Here is a 15,611-nt window from a genome sequence, read left to right as displayed (position 1 = left end):
AAAGATTGCCGATAGCAGTGAAATCCCATGAGCCAGTCCCCCAAACCCACGTCTTCCCCTACCGCGCAGCCTAGTTATGTCAAACTGGCCATGCGGAACATGGTGCGTAAGGGACGTAAATCCCTGACCCATTTTGCCCTCACTACTATCGGTCTGTTGGCGCTGTTGGTGGGCTTATCCTACCTCACCCGTTAGGGAGTTGGTGAAAACAAAGAAAAAAACAATGCCGGTTACCGTCTATCTAGAACTGCACCATCCTTCCCTGAGCGCTGAGGTGGCACCACTCCCTTGGTCAGCGTGGTTTCACACATGGATTGCCATGGTGGAACCAAATGCAGGCAAAGAGTATGAGCTGACCCTGCGTTTGACAACCGATGCCGAGATTCAAGTCCTTAACTGCCGGTATCGCGATCGCGACATCCCTACGGACGTGCTTGCCTTTGCCACCCGCGATGACGCCCTGCCGCTGCCCCTAGAGGAACCTGAATACCTGGGCGACATTATTATTTCTGGGGACACCGCTTGTCAGCAAGCCACAGAAAGTGGGCACACTCTATCTATAGAGATCACCTGGCTGGCCTGCCATGGCCTCCTCCACCTCCTAGGCTGGGATCACCCCGATGAAGCTCAACTGGCACGGATGTTAGCTCAGCAGGCCGAGTGCCTCGAAGCCGTGGGTCTTATACCCCCAATGTTCCGTAAATGCTCTGTTGGCTAGGAACGAAATTGAAAAGCATGTGCTTAAATGGGAGGCATTAACAACCAAATTTCTTAAAATTTCTTCTTCAAGGTGTATGAAATCTAACGTCAATACTTAGATGGGAATGTTTGGTGTGATGGATAACGTTATGACACAAAAAGTTCTGGCCACCTATACTGAGAAAGCAGCAGGGACAACCCTACTGCGACAGCGCTCCTACCGTGTGGCCTCCTCCCTATTGAATAGTTTCCGTTATGCGTGGGCGGGAGTCGTCTATGCTTTCCAAACTCAGCGCAATTTTCGCATCCACACAGCAGTTGGCCTGAGTGCGATCGCCCTCAGTGGCCTGTTGAAACTTCCCCCTGTTGAAGTGGCGGTCATTGTTCTAACCATTGCCGTGGTTATCGGGCTAGAGTTAGTGAATACGGCCTTGGAAGCCGTTGTGGATCTCACCGTCGGCAGAGAATACCATGAGCTTGCTCGCATTGCCAAAGATTGTGCCGCTGGTGCGGTTCTGCTCAGTGCAATCGCAGCCGTAGGGGTGGCGATGGCCTTAATTGTGCCCCCCTTGGTTTATCCGATTGTAGGAACATTGTTATAAGGTTATAAAGGTTATAAGGTTATAAGCTACAAGCTTGTGATCCAATCCCAATCAGGGGGGGCTAAACATTAAAGCGGAAGAGCATCACATCCCCCTCCTGCACAACATAGTCTTTGCCTTCACTGCGTACTAGGCCTTTTTCCTTAGCCACCGTCAGGGATTGACAGGCCACTAAATCGTCATAGCTCACCGTTTCGGCGCGAATAAAGCCCCGCTCAAAGTCACTGTGAATGACGCCCGCCGCTTGGGGCGCTTTGGTACCCGCTGGAATTGTCCATGCTCGGGTTTCCTTAGGTCCTGTGGTAAAGAAGGTTTGTAGGCCAAGCAGCTTATAGGTTGAGCGAATGAGCGATCGCAGACCCCCCTCACGAACCCCAAGACTGGCCAGATACTCGGCGCGATCGCCCTCGGGCAAATCCACGAGCTCGGCCTCCACTTGAGCAGAGACAATCACCACCTCTGCCCCCTCCTGCTTTGCCATCTCCTGAACTGCCGCTGTCCATTCATTGCCAGTGGCCAAATCCTGCTCAGCAACGTTAGCGGCGTAGATCACAGGCTTACGAGTGAGCAAGCCGAGAAAGCGAATGGCCGCTTCTTCCTCTTCCGTAAGTTGACACAGACGGGCAGGCTGTCCCTCATTGAGTACCCCCAGGAGCTTTTCAAGGGCCGTCAGCTCAATCTGTGCTTCTTTTTGCGATCGCGCTGCCTTACGGGTGCGTTCAATGCGCTTTTCTATCTGGGCTAAATCCGCCAGTGCTAACTCTAAGTTAATGACCGCAATATCCTCGACAGGATTCACACGCCCTGCCACGTGGACAATATCTTCATCTTCAAAGCAGCGCACCACGTGGACAATGGCATCCACCTCGCGAATATTTGCCAAGAACTGGTTGCCCAGTCCTTCCCCTTTGCTAGCTCCCTTCACCAGGCCCGCAATGTCCACAAACTCCACCCGCGTCGGCACAATCTGAGCAGATTGGGAAATTTTTGCCAGTACCTCCAGCCGCTCGTCGGGAACTGCTACGACACCAACATTGGGTTCAATCGTACAGAAGGGGAAATTGGCTGCCTCGGCCTTAGCATTGGCCACAAGGGCATTAAACAGCGTTGACTTGCCCACATTCGGTAGGCCGACAATTCCAGCGCGTAGCATGGGACCCTACAACCTAATTTTTAGGGGAAACATTCCCCATCAACAACATTTAAGAGTGGGAATGTTAATTTTTAGTAGCATCCCAACTTATCAGAAATTCCAGCTCTAGGCAAGCACAAGCACACCCAACACCTTTACCAGCGAAGAATCGGCAGCAAAAATAAAAGAGGCAACCCCCGATGGGTGCCTCTGCGTGGGATGTCACTAAATGCCAGACCCTAGCAGCTCATTTGCCTAGGCATCAAAGTAGAGAGTAAATTCATAGGGGTGAGGACGCAGTGACATGGGAATGACTTCTGTGTCCAGCTTGTACTGAATCCAGTTGAGGATAAAGTCTTCGCTAAAGACACCCCCCGCCGTGAGGAAGCTGTGATCCTTTTGCAGATTTTCCAGGGCCGCCATAAGTGAACCGGGGGTTGAGGGAATCTTGGCCAATTCTTCGGGGCTGAGGTCGTAGATATCAACATCCAAGGGGCTACCCGGATCAATTTGATTCTTGATGCCATCAATACCTGCACACAGCATTGCCGCAAAGGCAAGGTAGGGATTACTCGTGGCATCGGGGCAACGGAACTCTAGGCGCTTCGCTTTGGGGTTGGGACCAGTGAGGGGAATCCGCACAGAGGCAGAGCGGTTGCCTTGGGAATAGGCAAGGTTCACGGGGGCTTCAAAGCCGGGAACCAGTCGTTTGTAGGAGTTCGTTGTTGGGTTGGTAAAAGCCAATAGCGCTGGAGCGTGCTTGAGGATACCACCAATGTACCAGAGGGCAATTTGGCTCAAATTCGCATAGCCGTCTCCCCAGAACAGGGGCTGGCCATCTTTCCAAATGGACTGGTGGGTATGCATCCCCGAGCCGTTGTCGTTGAAGACGGGCTTGGGCATAAAGGTTGCCACTTTACCGTGCTTGCGGGCAACATTCTTGACGCAGTACTTATAGGTCATTAGCCAGTCGGCAGCTTGAATGAGGGTGCCAAAGCGGAAACCCAACTCGCACTGCCCCGCCGTAGCCACTTCGTGGTGATGCTTTTCAATGGGCACACCGCACTTGGCCATCGTCAAGAGCATTTCTGTGCGCAAGTCCTGCAGCGTATCTGTGGGCGCAACGGGGAAGTAACCCTCTTTGCCACGGATTTTGTAGCCGAGGTTGCCTCCTTCTTCTTCACGGCCAGTGTTCCAAAGACCTTCAATACTGTCAACGTAGTAGTAGCCAGACCGTTGATTTTGGTCGTAGCGAACGTCATCGAAAACAAAGAACTCGGCTTCGGGGCCAAAGTAAGCCGTATCGCCAATGCCGGTTGCTTTTAAGTACTCAATGGCACGGGTGGCAATGGAGCGCGGGCAGCGATCGTAGAGTTCGCCGGTGCGCGGATCTTTGATGGTGCAAATCATGCTCAGGGTGGGTTCTTTCATGAAGGGGTCTTCCCACGCTGTATTCGGATCCGGCACCATCACCATGTCGGATTCGTTAATCGCTTTCCAACCGCGAATACTGGAACCGTCGAAGGGCACACCGTCGGTAAATGAGCTTTCACTGATTTGGCTTTTGTGAACCGTCAGGTGTTGCCACGTGCCGGGCATGTCAGTAAATTTCAGGTCGATGAGCTCGTACTTGCTGTCGATCAAATTTAAGATTTCTTGGGGCGTTGCCATGTATAGGTTACTCCTTCTGTATTGGGCGCACCGCAGCGACAATCTATGGTAGAAAGTTGACCTAGTTAATTTTTGTATCGGAGGCTACCAAAATTTCGGTGTTTGCTCCTTCGCGGGAGGTGGCAAGGTGCTGTTTGGGGTATAGCAGAGGCATGATCAGTAATCCCAAGCCCAATCCAGCGATCGCCCCAAAGGGAAAGACAATCCAATTGGAATAGCCCCAAATGCCGTAGTGTTGTAGTGCCCACTCTAGGGGGTAAAACAGCATGAACACCAGCGCCACTAAAAAGCCCCCCAGACCATATTGCGGCAACCAGTACCACTCCCGGGCAGTGGTGGACCCCTGAATCCACCAGCGCGTCAGGAGAACTCCAACAAGGGTGCCGTAGCAGCGCATACACACGGCCATTTTCCAAGGGGGGGCCAGCATTAACCCCATTTCCGGTTGCGGACACACATGATGGCCCATGGTATAGATGATGTGGGCAATTTTAGGCAAAAAAAGAAAATTGCTGGCGGCCAAGAAGGGGGCAAATAGAGGGCCTAGAATGAGTCCCGCCAGAATAACATCAGGCCATCGGGGAGAAAGCGATCGCCACTGCACCATCAAATTTCAGAAATGATACAAAACGATAAACAACCCCCTAGAATTTAACAAATTGTTCGGCACGAGGGCAATCAGGGGTTAGGTAGAGGGCAGAGGTGATCTGTCCACACGAGAGTGCGGCTTGATCTCTGCCACTCAATTTAAGATGCCTAGGAGGCTAAGGCCGCTTTGGTCACCGTTGTCAGCGAGGCGGTGTTTTTAACCGTCTCTAAGCGAGGGGAATTCCCCATCAGGGAGGCGGCAAAGAGTTGACGGTAGAGTTGCCCCATCTGAAGGGCGATCGCCTCCCAATTGAAGAAGGCTTGCACCCGCTCGCGACCCTTTTCCCCAAGGGTACGCGCCCAGGCTGGATCCGCCAAGAGGCGTTGAATGGCATTGGCCAAGGCGGTAGCATCCTGAGGCGGTACCAGTAACCCCGTTTCCCCGGGAATTACCGTGAATTGCAGACCCCCAACAGCGGAAGCAATCACCGGCGTCCCACAGGCCATTGCTTCAATGGCCACCAAGCCAAAGGGTTCATAGTAGCTGGGCACAACGCAGACATTGGCAGCACTGTAGTAGACCGCCAAGCGCTCGTGGTCAATTTGTCCCACAAAGGTGACGCGATCGCCCAAGTTATACTCCTGCACCAATCCTTCAATGCGCCGCCGTTCGGCACCATCGCTGCGCTGCGGATCACTCCCCCCCACAAGCAGTAACCGCCCTTGGGGTACCTGAGCCATTGCTGCCACCAGCGTTTCAATCCCTTTGCGACGATCAAAGCGACCCACATAGAGAACAATCGGCTCATCGGCCGGCAAACTCAGTTGGGTACGGGCATCGGCGACGGGGTAAAAGAGATTCAAATTGGTCCCACAGGGAATCAGGCGTGTTTGCCCTGCCTTGGAGACCCAACGCCGCAGATAGGCTTCCTCTTGGGGGCTAGTCACAATCACGCAGTCAGCATTTTCAAGGATGGCTTTTTCGACCATGAGGCGGGTTTCATCCCGTTGGGCTTGCTCAGAAGCCACCTGATATTTGACAACCCCCAAGGAGTGGTAGGTGTGTAGCCATTGAAAATTCAATACCTGACGCAACTGCCAACCCACCCAGCCGGAGAGCCAGTAATTGGTGTGGATCAGCGGATAGCCATACTTGGCATGGTAGGCCTTGAAGGCTTCGACAAACTTGGGTAGGGTCTCAAAGAGCTTTTCCCGAGGAATATAGTTCAGAGGGCCTGCCTCTAGGCGAATGGTGCGACAGTGGGGGCTGTGCTCAATCACATCGGGGTCATCGGGATGGATTTTGCGGGTAAACATATCCACGTGCCACCCGGCTGCCGCTAGGGCTTCCCCCAATTGCCGTACATAGATATTTTGACCACCGGCGGATTCATGGCCGACATCAGCGGCGGGATCCCCATGAACAGAAATCAAGGCAATGGGTTGACGGGCAGGTACCTGCGGCTGGGACATGGCAAAGGCCCGAGGAAGTGTATTTTTTGCTGTACGGGTTGATAATGCTTGCATAAATACACCTTTTGAATAGCGGTCAAAGAAAGACTTTTGCAAAGGGTTTAGGGGGACACCTAACTGGCTAGCAGTTCAATTGTTCCCCTACGATGTCCATTATGGACAAAGGTATTGGCGACAACGGTATCATAGACTGCTTCATACTCGCTCACCATCCGCTCAACACTGAACCGCTGCCAAACGTAGTCTCGACAGGCCCTGCGGTCCAGTTGCGGCACTTGGGCAACGGCAGCAACACAGTCTTCGACGGAGTGACAGAGGAAACCAGTTTTACCATGCTCAATGACTTCGGGGGCTGCTCCCTTGGCGATCGCCACCACTGGCGTACCCGCTGCCATGGATTCAATCATGACCAGGCCAAAGGGTTCTTGCCACGTAATCGGAAAGAGCATGGCGATCGCCCCCCCAAGGAGGGCATTCTTAGTCGGATGATCCGCCTCGCCGATGAACTGGATAAATTCACCATCAATGTGGGGTTCAATCAATTCCTTGAAGTAGTCGCGATCGACCCGGTCCACTTTGCCTGCTATCCGCAGCGGAATACCCACCCGTTTGGCAATTTCAATGGCATGGTGAGGGCCTTTTTCGGGAGAAAGCCGTCCCAAGAAGGCCAGATAGGGCGGATCGCTGGGCTGGGGATAGAAGTGATGGGTTTCCACGGCAATGGCGTTATAAACCGTGGCAAGGTAGTTCAAGTCCCGTAGTTGCCGCTGGGAATGGGAAATACTGACGTAGTTTTGGTTGCGATATTGGCTGAAAATGCGCTCATTATCCGTCGTAAAGCGACCATGGAGGGTGTGAACAACCGGTGTCTTCACTAGACTGGCGTAGGGCAAAGCTGTATAGCCCACATGGGAATGGATGACATCAAATTCATCGGCGCGACTAAAGACCTCTCCCAGTTGAAGAGCTTCATAGACGGCATATTCTTGCACATTGGGATCAAGGCGAATGGCGTGGGGATAGGTAGAAACCAATTCGGCTTGGGTAATTGAATCACCACTGGCAAACAGGGTGACCTCGTGCCCTCGCTTGACTAATTCTTCCGTGAGCAGACTCACCACCAACTCCACACCCCCGTAGGCTGGCGGCGGTACCCGTTCCCACAGGGGGGCAATTTGAGCAATGCGCATACAAGCCTCCTCGAACAATACGGTTCGTCACCGATGCCTTGATGCTAATCGCGCGATTGACTCAGTAGCATGGCTGCCTCAACGGTACGCAATCTCATTGAGAAAGACCAAGGGGGTAAATCCCTACCTGAAACTTCGGAAATCCGTACTATTATTTGTTATTATCGCTACATTTTGTTAGTTTAAGGCGTGATAAAATCTACTATTTAACTTTGAGTTTTCTCAGAGAAGAGTAATTTTCTTGATCAGAGAAAAAGGTATCCTGAAAAGACTCCTCTGATCGCTATTCTATGAACAGGCGTTGTCCACTTTGCACTTCCTAAAATTTTAGTCGCAATCGTTCATGGATATTCAACTGATTCAACTTTTTGTTAATGGCTTGGCGGTGGGGAGTATTATTGCCCTTGCAGCCGTGGGTTTAACGCTCACGTTTGGGATTTTGCGCCTGCCCAACTTTGCCCATGGTGATTTCATGACGGTGGGAGCCTACCTGACATTGGTAGCCAATGCAACAGGACTGAATATTTGGCTCTCAATGGTGATTGGGGGATTGGGGACGGCGGGGTTGATGCTCCTGAGTGAGAAGCTCCTGTGGCAGCCGATGCGCGATCGCCGCGCAACCTCAACAACTCTGATTATTATTTCCATTGGTCTTTCATTTCTGCTGCGCAATGCCGTGATTCTCCTTTGGGGCAGTGAAAACCAAACCTATCGGCTACCAGTCATGCCTGCCCTTGATTTTTGGGGTGTGAAAATTATTTACTCGAAGGTGATTGTAATGATTTTGGCGGTGGTGGCGATCGCCACTGTGCATTTGCTCCTACAACGCACCAAGGTAGGCAAAGCCATGCGAGCTGTAGCTGATGATCTCGACTTGGCGCGGGTTTCTGGGATTGATGTTGAGTGGGTGGTGCTGTGTACTTGGCTCTTGGCAGGGGTGCTCACGGGGGCGGCTGGGGGTCTCTATGGCCTGATGACCGCTGTGCGGCCAACCATGGGTTGGTTTTTGATCTTGCCCCTTTTTGCCAGTGTGATTCTTGGTGGCATTGGCAATCCCTACGGGGCGATCGCTGGCGCCTTGATTATTGGTGTTGCTCAAGAGATGAGTACACTAATAATCCCTTCTGAATACAAGCTGGCTGTTGCCCTCGTGATCATGATGGCGGTGCTTTTAGTGCGCCCCCAAGGGCTATTTCGTGGCACACTCAGTTAGCGTTCCTAGGAGAAGTCCCCTGAACCTTTACACCCTTGAAACCCTTGTTGCTGCTATCAATGCTGCGCCTCAAGATTGGCGTCCTTTGGTATTGACCAATGGTTGTTTTGACCTGATCCATGCGGGTCATGTGCGCTATCTAAGGGCAGCCCGTGCCCTGGGCAAACGCTTGGTGGTGGGCTTGAATAGCGATCGCTCGGTGGCAGCCCTCAAGCCAAAACGGCCAATTATTCCCGAACAGCAGCGGGCAGAGGTGCTTGCTAGTTTACGATCAGTAGATGCGGTGGTGCTATTTAGCGATCGCACTGCCACAACCCTGATCGAGGTTCTCCAACCGGAGATCTACGTCAAGGGGGGCGATTACCAACTGGAGACCCTACCAGAAGCAGCGGCTGTGCAGCGCTATGGTGGTCGCATTGAATTCATTCAAGTAGAGGTTCCCAGTTCAACAACGGCGATTGTCCAACGCATTTTAGAGTTGCATGGGGAGGAGTCACCGAGCGCATGGTCACCACAGAACCAGCCTTAGCCGATTTACGGGAGCAGTTGTACAACGGTAACGAAAAGTCCCAACTGGCCGCCATTACCACCCTGAGTACGGCAGGCAGTGAAGGTTATCACCTCCTACAGGAGTTCCTCAAAGACAGTGCCACCTTTTCCCCCCCACCCGCCCCTTGGATTCGCGGTCAAGCTTATCGTCTTCTATTCCAGAGCCCAGAAGCTTCTGTTCAAGCCTTTTTACAACAACACTATCCCCAAGGGGTGATTCCGCTGCGCTCCGATCGCGGGGTGGACTATCAAGAACTGGCTGAACTTCTGGTGGCCGAAAAATTTGAAGCGGCCGATCGCCTGACGACGCAAAAACTCTGTGAACTAGCCGGGCCACTGGCTCAAAAACGCCGCTGGCTTTACTTCACGGAAGTGGAGCAGTTGCCAATCGCGGATTTGCAGACCATTGATCAGTTGTGGCTGGCCTTTTCCCTAGGCCGCTTTGGCTATTCAGTGCAGCGGCAACTGTGGCTGGGTTGTGGTCAAAACTGGGATCGGCTTTGGGAGAAAATTGGCTGGCGGCAGGGTAAGCGCTGGCCGCGCTATCCCAGTGAATTTATCTGGGATTTGAGTGCCCCCCGTGGACATTTACCCCTGACCAATCAGCTGCGGGGCGTACAGGTACTCAATGCTCTCCTTAATCATCCTGCCTGGACCGCCTAGAATGGGGATAGCAATCGTAGCAGGAGTGGCCTAGGGATGAAAAAGAATATTCAGCGATGGATGGTGGCGATCGCCCTTGGGGTAGGCATCAGTGGCGCAACCATTCCCCCCCCAGTTGTGGCTCAAACCAGTGGCGGACTACTGACCGCTGAGCAAATGAAAAAACTCAATCTCAGTGTTGAGCAAAAACAGGCAGTACTGCGGCTCACACTGCGCACCAACGATCGCATCCTCAAGATCCTGGATCGCGACCAACAGCGCATCTTTCGCAACGCCATCAAACAGGGAAAATCCACCGGTGAAGCGATGAACTTGGTTGCCCTGCGCCCCGATCAAAAAACACAGTTGTCGAAAGTGATGCAGGATACCCGTGTTGAAATGCTAACAATTCTCACTCCCGAACAGGTGAAGCAACTGCAGGCATCCCAGTAATGATAGAGCGTTAATTAAGTAAGTAGGGTTAAGTGCATAGAGGAGGGCTGCGGATAGGCTGCCCGCCTCACAGCAGAAAATCCTCAGGTGGCAAGTGAGGGACACCGATGGGCAGCACCTGTTCCAGATTGCCATCGGGACGAGCAATCACCTGATGAGAGATCACTGCCTGGCCACTGAGCGATCGCGCTGCTCGAACCGCCGCATTCACAGCCGCCACCTCTCCCCGGATCACCACTGTCCAGTAGCCTGCACCAATCCCCTCACAACTGACAAGGGTGACCTGAGCGGCTTTCACCAATGTATCGGCTACAGCAAGGGCTGCCGGGTACCCCAAGACCTGCACCATGCCCACCGCTTCTGCTGCCATCACCCTTACCCCCTCCTCGTTTTCCATATTTTAGAAAAGAAGTGGGGTTAAGCTATAAAAGTGCTGCCCCAATGTCCTGAAGGTGGAGTCCGTCCTATGCACACCATAGTGGCGATCGCCCAGCTAGAGGAGGTTCTGACTAACAATGGCATTTCTGCCCAGCAGGCCTTCAGTCTTTTGACAACCGCCCTTCCCATAGCTGCAACCAGCGATCCTCAAGAACCATTGCCCCCACCGCTGAGGGCACTGCAAGTTGCTAGCGATCGCCTGCGCCAGCAACAGGTGGGAGACACTGTGACCTATGTCATTAACCGCAACATCAACTTCACCAATATCTGTGAGCAACACTGCGCCTTTTGTGCCTTTCGTCGCGATGCCACCGCTGGGGATGCCTACTGGCTCGACATTGAAACGATACTGAGCAAAGTGGCTGATGCAGTTGCCCAAGGGGCTACAGAAATCTGTATGCAGGGGGGACTCAATCCGGCCGCCAAGGAAGGCGGCTCCAGTTTGCGCTACTACCAATGCCTGGTGCGGGAAATTAAAACAGCCTTTCCCCAGATCCATCTCCATGCCTTTTCGCCCCAAGAAATTCAATTCATTGCCCGTGAGGATGGCCGCTCCTATGCCCAAGTGATTGCCGCCCTCCACGAAGTTGGGGTAGACTCCATGCCCGGGACCGCGGCGGAAGTGTTGGTGGATGCCGTGCGCTCAAAAATCTGCCCTGAGAAAATTAACACCGCCACTTGGCTTGAGATTGTGGAGACGGCCCATCGCTTGGGGGTGTGGACCACCAGTACGATGCTCTGCGGCCATATTGAAACGCCAGCGGATCAAGTGGCTCACCTACAACACCTACAGCAACTTCAGCAAAAGGCTTTAGAACACAACTATCCCGCCCGTATCACCGAGTTTATCCTGCTGCCCTACGTTGGGGAACTTGCCCCCAAAGCAATGCGACAATGGGTAGGACGCCACCAACCGCAGTTATTACCGACATTGGTGCTGACGGCAGTGGCGCGGCTCTTTTTAGGGCAGTGGATTGCCAACCATCAGCCCAGTTGGGTCAAACTAGGCCTTAGGGGGGCAACAATGGCTCTGAACTGGGGGTGCAATGACCTGGGGGGAACCTTGATGGAAGAACATATTACATCAGTGGCCGGAGCACAGGGGGGCATGGGGGTTAGTCCAGGGGAGCTTGTGGCAGCGATTCACTCCTTGGGGCGAACCCCGCGACAGCGGACAACCCTTTACAATCCCGTTGGAGAAAGGCAATGACTACACAATCGCAGCCTTCTGTGGGCTCCCGCCTTCGAGTTCGCCCTTGGTTGGTGGGTGGTGTCGCCGTGGTCATTGTCGGGACAGCCGCTGCGGCCGGGGTTTTCCTATGGCAACGCTTCAGTCAACGTCCAATTGCCCCTGGAATGGCGCTCGCCCCCAATAATGCCCTATTGACCCTCACCTTACCCACGGATCCCCAGCCTTGGGAAGCCCTTGTCAAAAGTGGCCTACTACAAGCCCAGCCGTGGTTGAACCCCACCTATGATCCTCTCTCGCCAGAGGGGGTGAATCTGGCGCAATTGGATTACCTCAAGGACGTGCGCCCCTTGATTGGCGATCGCGCCACCCTTGTGCTGCTGCCCATTACCCCGGCATCGGTCAAGGAATCGCCAGTGCCGCCCTACATTTGGGTTGTGCCAACGCTGAATGTACCGATGGGGGAGCAACTCCTGCAAAGGGTGATTGGCGACCCAGTCACAGAAATCAATGGGGTGAAAATTTTTAGAGCCAAGGGAATTCTCCCTGACCCCCACAGTGGCGCGATCGCTCTCCTCAAGCATCAAGACCACGCCTACATCGTCTGGAGTCAGCACCAGAGCGCCCTGCAACAAGTCATTGCCACTGCCCAAGCCAACAACGGCATTGCCAGTCAGCCCACCTATCAACAGGCCATCAAAGGCTTATCCAATCACCGCCCCCTGGTGGAACTCTACTTGAACTTGCCCACCTTTTTAGCCAGTCAGATGGCTGCTCCTGAGGGAAATCTGCCTGAGCCGCCACGGGAACCGCAAGGGATCGTGCTCACCGCAGATATGACTCCTGAGCAAATTGCAGTGGAGGCAGTGACTTGGCGCCCTGAGCAGAATCAAGCCTTAGTCAGGGAAGGTCAAAGCCGTGAACTCAGCCGTCTTGTGCCTGAAACAACCCTTGCTTTTTACAGTACAGGCTCCTTCAAGCATTTATGGCAGAATACCCCCGCCTCGGTCAAAGCAACGATCGCCAGCACGGTTAAAGATCTCACTGGCCTCGATTGGCAACAGACTTTTGTGCCTTGGATGGATGGTGAATTTGCCGCTGCCTTTGTGCCCGTTCCCAACCTAGGAAATGCCCCTAGTTTGCTTTTTCTGGCTCAGACGAGCAATCGCCCCCAAGCCAGCCAAACCCTTAGCCAACTCGATACCCAAATTCGCGATCGCCTGCGGTGGCAAGTGCAACCAACAGCAACAGACCCCCAACCCCTCATTACTTGGCGCATTCCCCCGGGTTTGCCGGTGGGGCAGCACGGCTGGCTCAATGACCAGATCCTCTTTTTGGGACTCGGTCCTCTGATGGATATGAGTCGCCGGCCTGAGCGCTCCCTTGCCGACTCTCCCCTTTACCGTGCGGTACTTCCCCAGCCCAAGGACACACAGTTTTACCTGAATTTGAGTAACCTGGGGTCATTGCAAAATAACTTACTCTTGCCCGAACTGGCCCCTGAGGTGGTCCGATCGCTCCAACCCTTTGCTGCCCTAGGCATCACCAGTCATGTGCGGGATAATCGGTTTACCCACTACATCGCTCGAATTCGCCTAAAACCCACTTCACTCCCGTAGGTTCAGCGAATGCTGGGGGAACCCTGAAACTAGACCTGGAGCTGCTACTTAAGGACGTGACTCAACGACTGTGGAACCTGATGTTTTACTGAAACGCTATAGCGCTGGCGATCGCGACTTTGCGAGGGTACGCTTGCGCCGTGCTAACCTGAGCCGCTGTATTCTAACGGGCATTGATCTTTCCCGGGCCGACCTCACCGATGCTGCCCTCCAGAGTACGAATCTGCAAGGGGCCGATTTGCGGGGGGCAATTCTTACTGGTGTGAATCTCAGTCAAGCGGATTTGCGGGGGGCTGATCTGCGGGGTGTGATTTTAATCAGTGCCGATCTACGCTGGGTGTCTGTGCGCAAGGCCAACCTGACAGGGGCAGATCTGACCCGTGCCAACCTTGCCAATGCCGATCTCAGTGAGGCCAATCTCACCGGTGCTCAACTCAGTGAAGCAATTTTGCGGGATGCCAACTTGACGCTCACGGATCTGACCCTTGCTGAACTTGAGCGTGCCAACCTCAGCCGTGCCAACTTAACTGAAGCCTACCTGCGGGGTGCCGATCTCACGGATGCGGTGTTGCGGGAAAGTCAACTCCTGCAGGCCAATTTACGGGGCGCCAATCTCAGTGGCACCAATTTGCAGCAGGCCAATCTAGAGCGGGCGATTTTGATCGGAGCGAATCTGCGTCGTGCTCGCCTTGAGGAAGCCAATCTCCGCGAAGTGGCCTTCAAAGAAGCCAATTTACGTCATGCCTGTCTAGACAAAGCCAATCTTGTTGGAGCTGATTTGCGGGGGGTGAGCCTTGCTCAAGCACTGCTGCGGGGAGCCCATCTCAGCTCTGCCATTCTCATTGGCGCCAACTTGATGGGTGCAAATCTCAGCGGTGCGGATCTCCGGGGAGCCAATCTCATTGAAGCGATTCTCACCGGTGCCAGCCTCAATGGTGTTGATCTTAGTGCCGTAGATATGAGCGAGGCGATTTTACCGGATGGCTATCTCTCCCCATAGCCTCAAGGGAAGACCGCTGCTGGTGTAGATTAGAAGATCGGTGATTTTGAGACAGGCATGGCAACCACCTATCGCATTGCTGTTTTGGCCGGGGATGGTATTGGTCCAGAAATTACGGCTGTTGCCCTTGAGGTGTTGCGGGCGATCGCCCCTCGCTTTGAACTGAACTTTGACTTTGTTCCTGCCCTTGTGGGGGGCTGCGCCATTGATGCTATGGGGGAACCCTTGCCAGCAGCAACGCTGGAAACCTGTCGTCAAAGTGATGCCGTGCTTTTAGCTGCCATTGGCGGAACCCAGTGGGATAGCCTACCCCGTCATCTGCGCCCGGAAACAGGATTACTTGCCCTGCGATCTGGCCTAGGTTTATTTGCCAACTTACGCCCCGCCCAAATGTTTCCCCAACTGCTCCATGCCTCCTCCCTCAAGCCGGAAGTGATTGCCGGTGTGGATCTCATGGTTGTGCGCGAACTGACGGGTGGCATTTACTTTGGTCAACCGCGCGGTATTTTCACCACCGAAACGGGTGAGCAGCGAGGGGTGAATACGATGGCCTATACCGCCACGGAAATTGATCGCATTGGCCGTGTTGCTTTTGAAACCGCTCGCAAACGGCAGGGCAAACTCTGCTCTGTGGATAAGGCCAATGTCCTTGAAGTTTCCCAACTGTGGCGCGATCGCCTGACGGCCCTCAGTGCTGAGTACCCGGATGTGGAACTAACGCACCTTTATGTGGACAATGCCGCAATGCAACTGGTGCGCGCCCCAAAACAGTTTGACACGATTGTGACCAGTAACCTCTTTGGTGATATTCTCTCCGATATTGCTGCCATGCTCACCGGCAGTATTGGCATGCTTCCCTCCGCCAGCCTAGGGGAATCGGGGCCGGGTCTGTTTGAACCGGTTCATGGCTCGGCCCCCGACATTGCCGGCCAAGACAAAGCCAACCCCCTCGCCATGGTGCTCAGTGCGGCAATGATGCTGCGTTATGGTCTGAACCAACCAGCGGCAGCGCAGGCGATCGCAGAGGCAATTACTGCCGTTTTAGATCAAGGCTACCGCACTGGCGATTTAATGTCAGAGGGCTGCACGCTTGTGGGCTGTCGCGAAATGGGCAACCTCCTAATCAAGGAGTTGACCCAATAAACTAGTGTAA

The 15,611-nt window shown here is 53.8% G+C and carries 17 protein-coding genes; 11 read left to right on the top strand and 6 right to left on the bottom strand.

Features of this window, described 5'->3' with window-relative positions; translation table 11 throughout:
* Positions 1-27: 27 nt before the first annotated feature.
* The 3 genes from IGQ16_RS10960 (at position 28) to IGQ16_RS10950 (ending at position 1,301) form a co-directional block, all read left to right on the top strand.
* Positions 28-195, top strand: a complete 168-nt coding sequence (locus IGQ16_RS10960; protein WP_024124684.1) for a DUF3285 domain-containing protein — start codon at positions 28-30, stop codon at positions 193-195.
* Between the two features lie 28 nt (positions 196-223).
* Positions 224-718, top strand: a complete 495-nt coding sequence (gene ybeY / locus IGQ16_RS10955) for an rRNA maturation RNase YbeY (protein ID WP_024124683.1) — start codon at positions 224-226, stop codon at positions 716-718.
* Positions 719-848: 130 nt separating this feature from the next.
* Positions 849-1,301 (top strand): diacylglycerol kinase family protein, encoded by a 453-nt coding sequence (locus IGQ16_RS10950; protein WP_041429570.1) that lies wholly within the window; start codon positions 849-851, stop codon positions 1,299-1,301.
* Positions 1,302-1,362: 61 nt separating this feature from the next.
* Here IGQ16_RS10950 and ychF read toward each other — a convergent pair whose 3' ends face one another.
* The 5 genes from ychF to IGQ16_RS10925 form a co-directional block, all read right to left on the bottom strand.
* Positions 1,363-2,454, bottom strand: coding sequence for a redox-regulated ATPase YchF (gene ychF, locus IGQ16_RS10945; protein WP_024124681.1), 1,092 nt, complete (start codon positions 2,452-2,454; stop codon positions 1,363-1,365).
* Between the two features lie 234 nt (positions 2,455-2,688).
* On the bottom strand, positions 2,689-4,104 hold the full coding sequence (gene glnA, locus IGQ16_RS10940; protein WP_024124680.1) for a type I glutamate--ammonia ligase: 1,416 nt from the start codon (positions 4,102-4,104) through the stop codon (positions 2,689-2,691).
* Positions 4,105-4,165: 61 nt separating this feature from the next.
* Positions 4,166-4,711: a DUF2085 domain-containing protein gene (locus IGQ16_RS10935; RefSeq protein ID WP_297040760.1), complete on the bottom strand. Its 546-nt coding sequence runs from the start codon at positions 4,709-4,711 to the stop codon at positions 4,166-4,168.
* Positions 4,712-4,860: 149 nt separating this feature from the next.
* Positions 4,861-6,219: a glycosyltransferase family 1 protein gene (locus tag IGQ16_RS10930; RefSeq protein WP_024124679.1), complete on the bottom strand. Its 1,359-nt coding sequence runs from the start codon at positions 6,217-6,219 to the stop codon at positions 4,861-4,863.
* Between the two features lie 59 nt (positions 6,220-6,278).
* Positions 6,279-7,355, bottom strand: coding sequence for a glycosyltransferase family 4 protein (locus IGQ16_RS10925; protein ID WP_297061525.1), 1,077 nt, complete (start codon positions 7,353-7,355; stop codon positions 6,279-6,281).
* A 343-nt stretch (positions 7,356-7,698) separates the two neighbouring features.
* Between IGQ16_RS10925 and IGQ16_RS10920 the strand changes: the two genes are divergently transcribed.
* Genes IGQ16_RS10920 through IGQ16_RS10905 form a run of 4 tightly spaced genes read left to right on the top strand, consistent with a single transcriptional unit; the run spans position 7,699 to position 10,212 of the window.
* Complete coding sequence (locus IGQ16_RS10920) at positions 7,699-8,568, top strand: branched-chain amino acid ABC transporter permease (RefSeq protein ID WP_024124677.1); 870 nt, start codon at positions 7,699-7,701, stop codon at positions 8,566-8,568.
* Entirely contained in the window at positions 8,552-9,097 is a 546-nt protein-coding gene (rfaE2, locus tag IGQ16_RS10915; protein ID WP_024124676.1) for a D-glycero-beta-D-manno-heptose 1-phosphate adenylyltransferase, read from the top strand. Before IGQ16_RS10920 ends, rfaE2 begins: the two co-directional genes overlap by 17 nt.
* Positions 9,073-9,780: a GUN4 domain-containing protein gene (locus IGQ16_RS10910; RefSeq protein WP_024124675.1), complete on the top strand. Its 708-nt coding sequence runs from the start codon at positions 9,073-9,075 to the stop codon at positions 9,778-9,780. Before rfaE2 ends, IGQ16_RS10910 begins: the two co-directional genes overlap by 25 nt.
* A gap of 36 nt (positions 9,781-9,816) precedes the next feature.
* Complete coding sequence (locus IGQ16_RS10905) at positions 9,817-10,212, top strand: Spy/CpxP family protein refolding chaperone (protein ID WP_024124674.1); 396 nt, start codon at positions 9,817-9,819, stop codon at positions 10,210-10,212.
* A gap of 67 nt (positions 10,213-10,279) precedes the next feature.
* On the opposite strand, the gene IGQ16_RS10900 is transcribed toward IGQ16_RS10905, so the two are convergent.
* On the bottom strand, positions 10,280-10,582 hold the full coding sequence (locus IGQ16_RS10900; protein WP_024124673.1) for a BMC domain-containing protein: 303 nt from the start codon (positions 10,580-10,582) through the stop codon (positions 10,280-10,282).
* Between the two features lie 96 nt (positions 10,583-10,678).
* On the opposite strand from IGQ16_RS10900, the gene cofH reads away from it, so the two are divergent.
* From cofH to leuB, 4 genes are all read left to right on the top strand, one after another.
* Positions 10,679-11,860: a 7,8-didemethyl-8-hydroxy-5-deazariboflavin synthase subunit CofH gene (gene cofH, locus IGQ16_RS10895; protein WP_024124672.1), complete on the top strand. Its 1,182-nt coding sequence runs from the start codon at positions 10,679-10,681 to the stop codon at positions 11,858-11,860.
* Positions 11,857-13,458, top strand: coding sequence for a DUF3352 domain-containing protein (locus IGQ16_RS10890; protein ID WP_297061515.1), 1,602 nt, complete (start codon positions 11,857-11,859; stop codon positions 13,456-13,458). The genes cofH and IGQ16_RS10890 overlap by 4 nt, the downstream gene beginning before the upstream one ends.
* Before the next feature lie 70 nt (positions 13,459-13,528).
* On the top strand, positions 13,529-14,458 hold the full coding sequence (locus tag IGQ16_RS10885) for a pentapeptide repeat-containing protein (protein WP_024124670.1): 930 nt from the start codon (positions 13,529-13,531) through the stop codon (positions 14,456-14,458).
* Positions 14,459-14,515: 57 nt separating this feature from the next.
* A complete protein-coding gene (leuB, locus tag IGQ16_RS10880) occupies positions 14,516-15,601 on the top strand; it encodes a 3-isopropylmalate dehydrogenase (RefSeq protein WP_024124669.1) in 1,086 nt (361 codons plus the stop codon).
* Positions 15,602-15,611 lie beyond the last annotated feature (10 nt).

This window comes from Thermosynechococcus sp. M3746_W2019_013 (assembly GCF_015296045.1).
GTDB lineage: Bacteria > Cyanobacteriota > Cyanobacteriia > Thermosynechococcales > Thermosynechococcaceae > Thermosynechococcus.
This window is presented reverse-complemented; position numbering and strand designations above follow the sequence as displayed.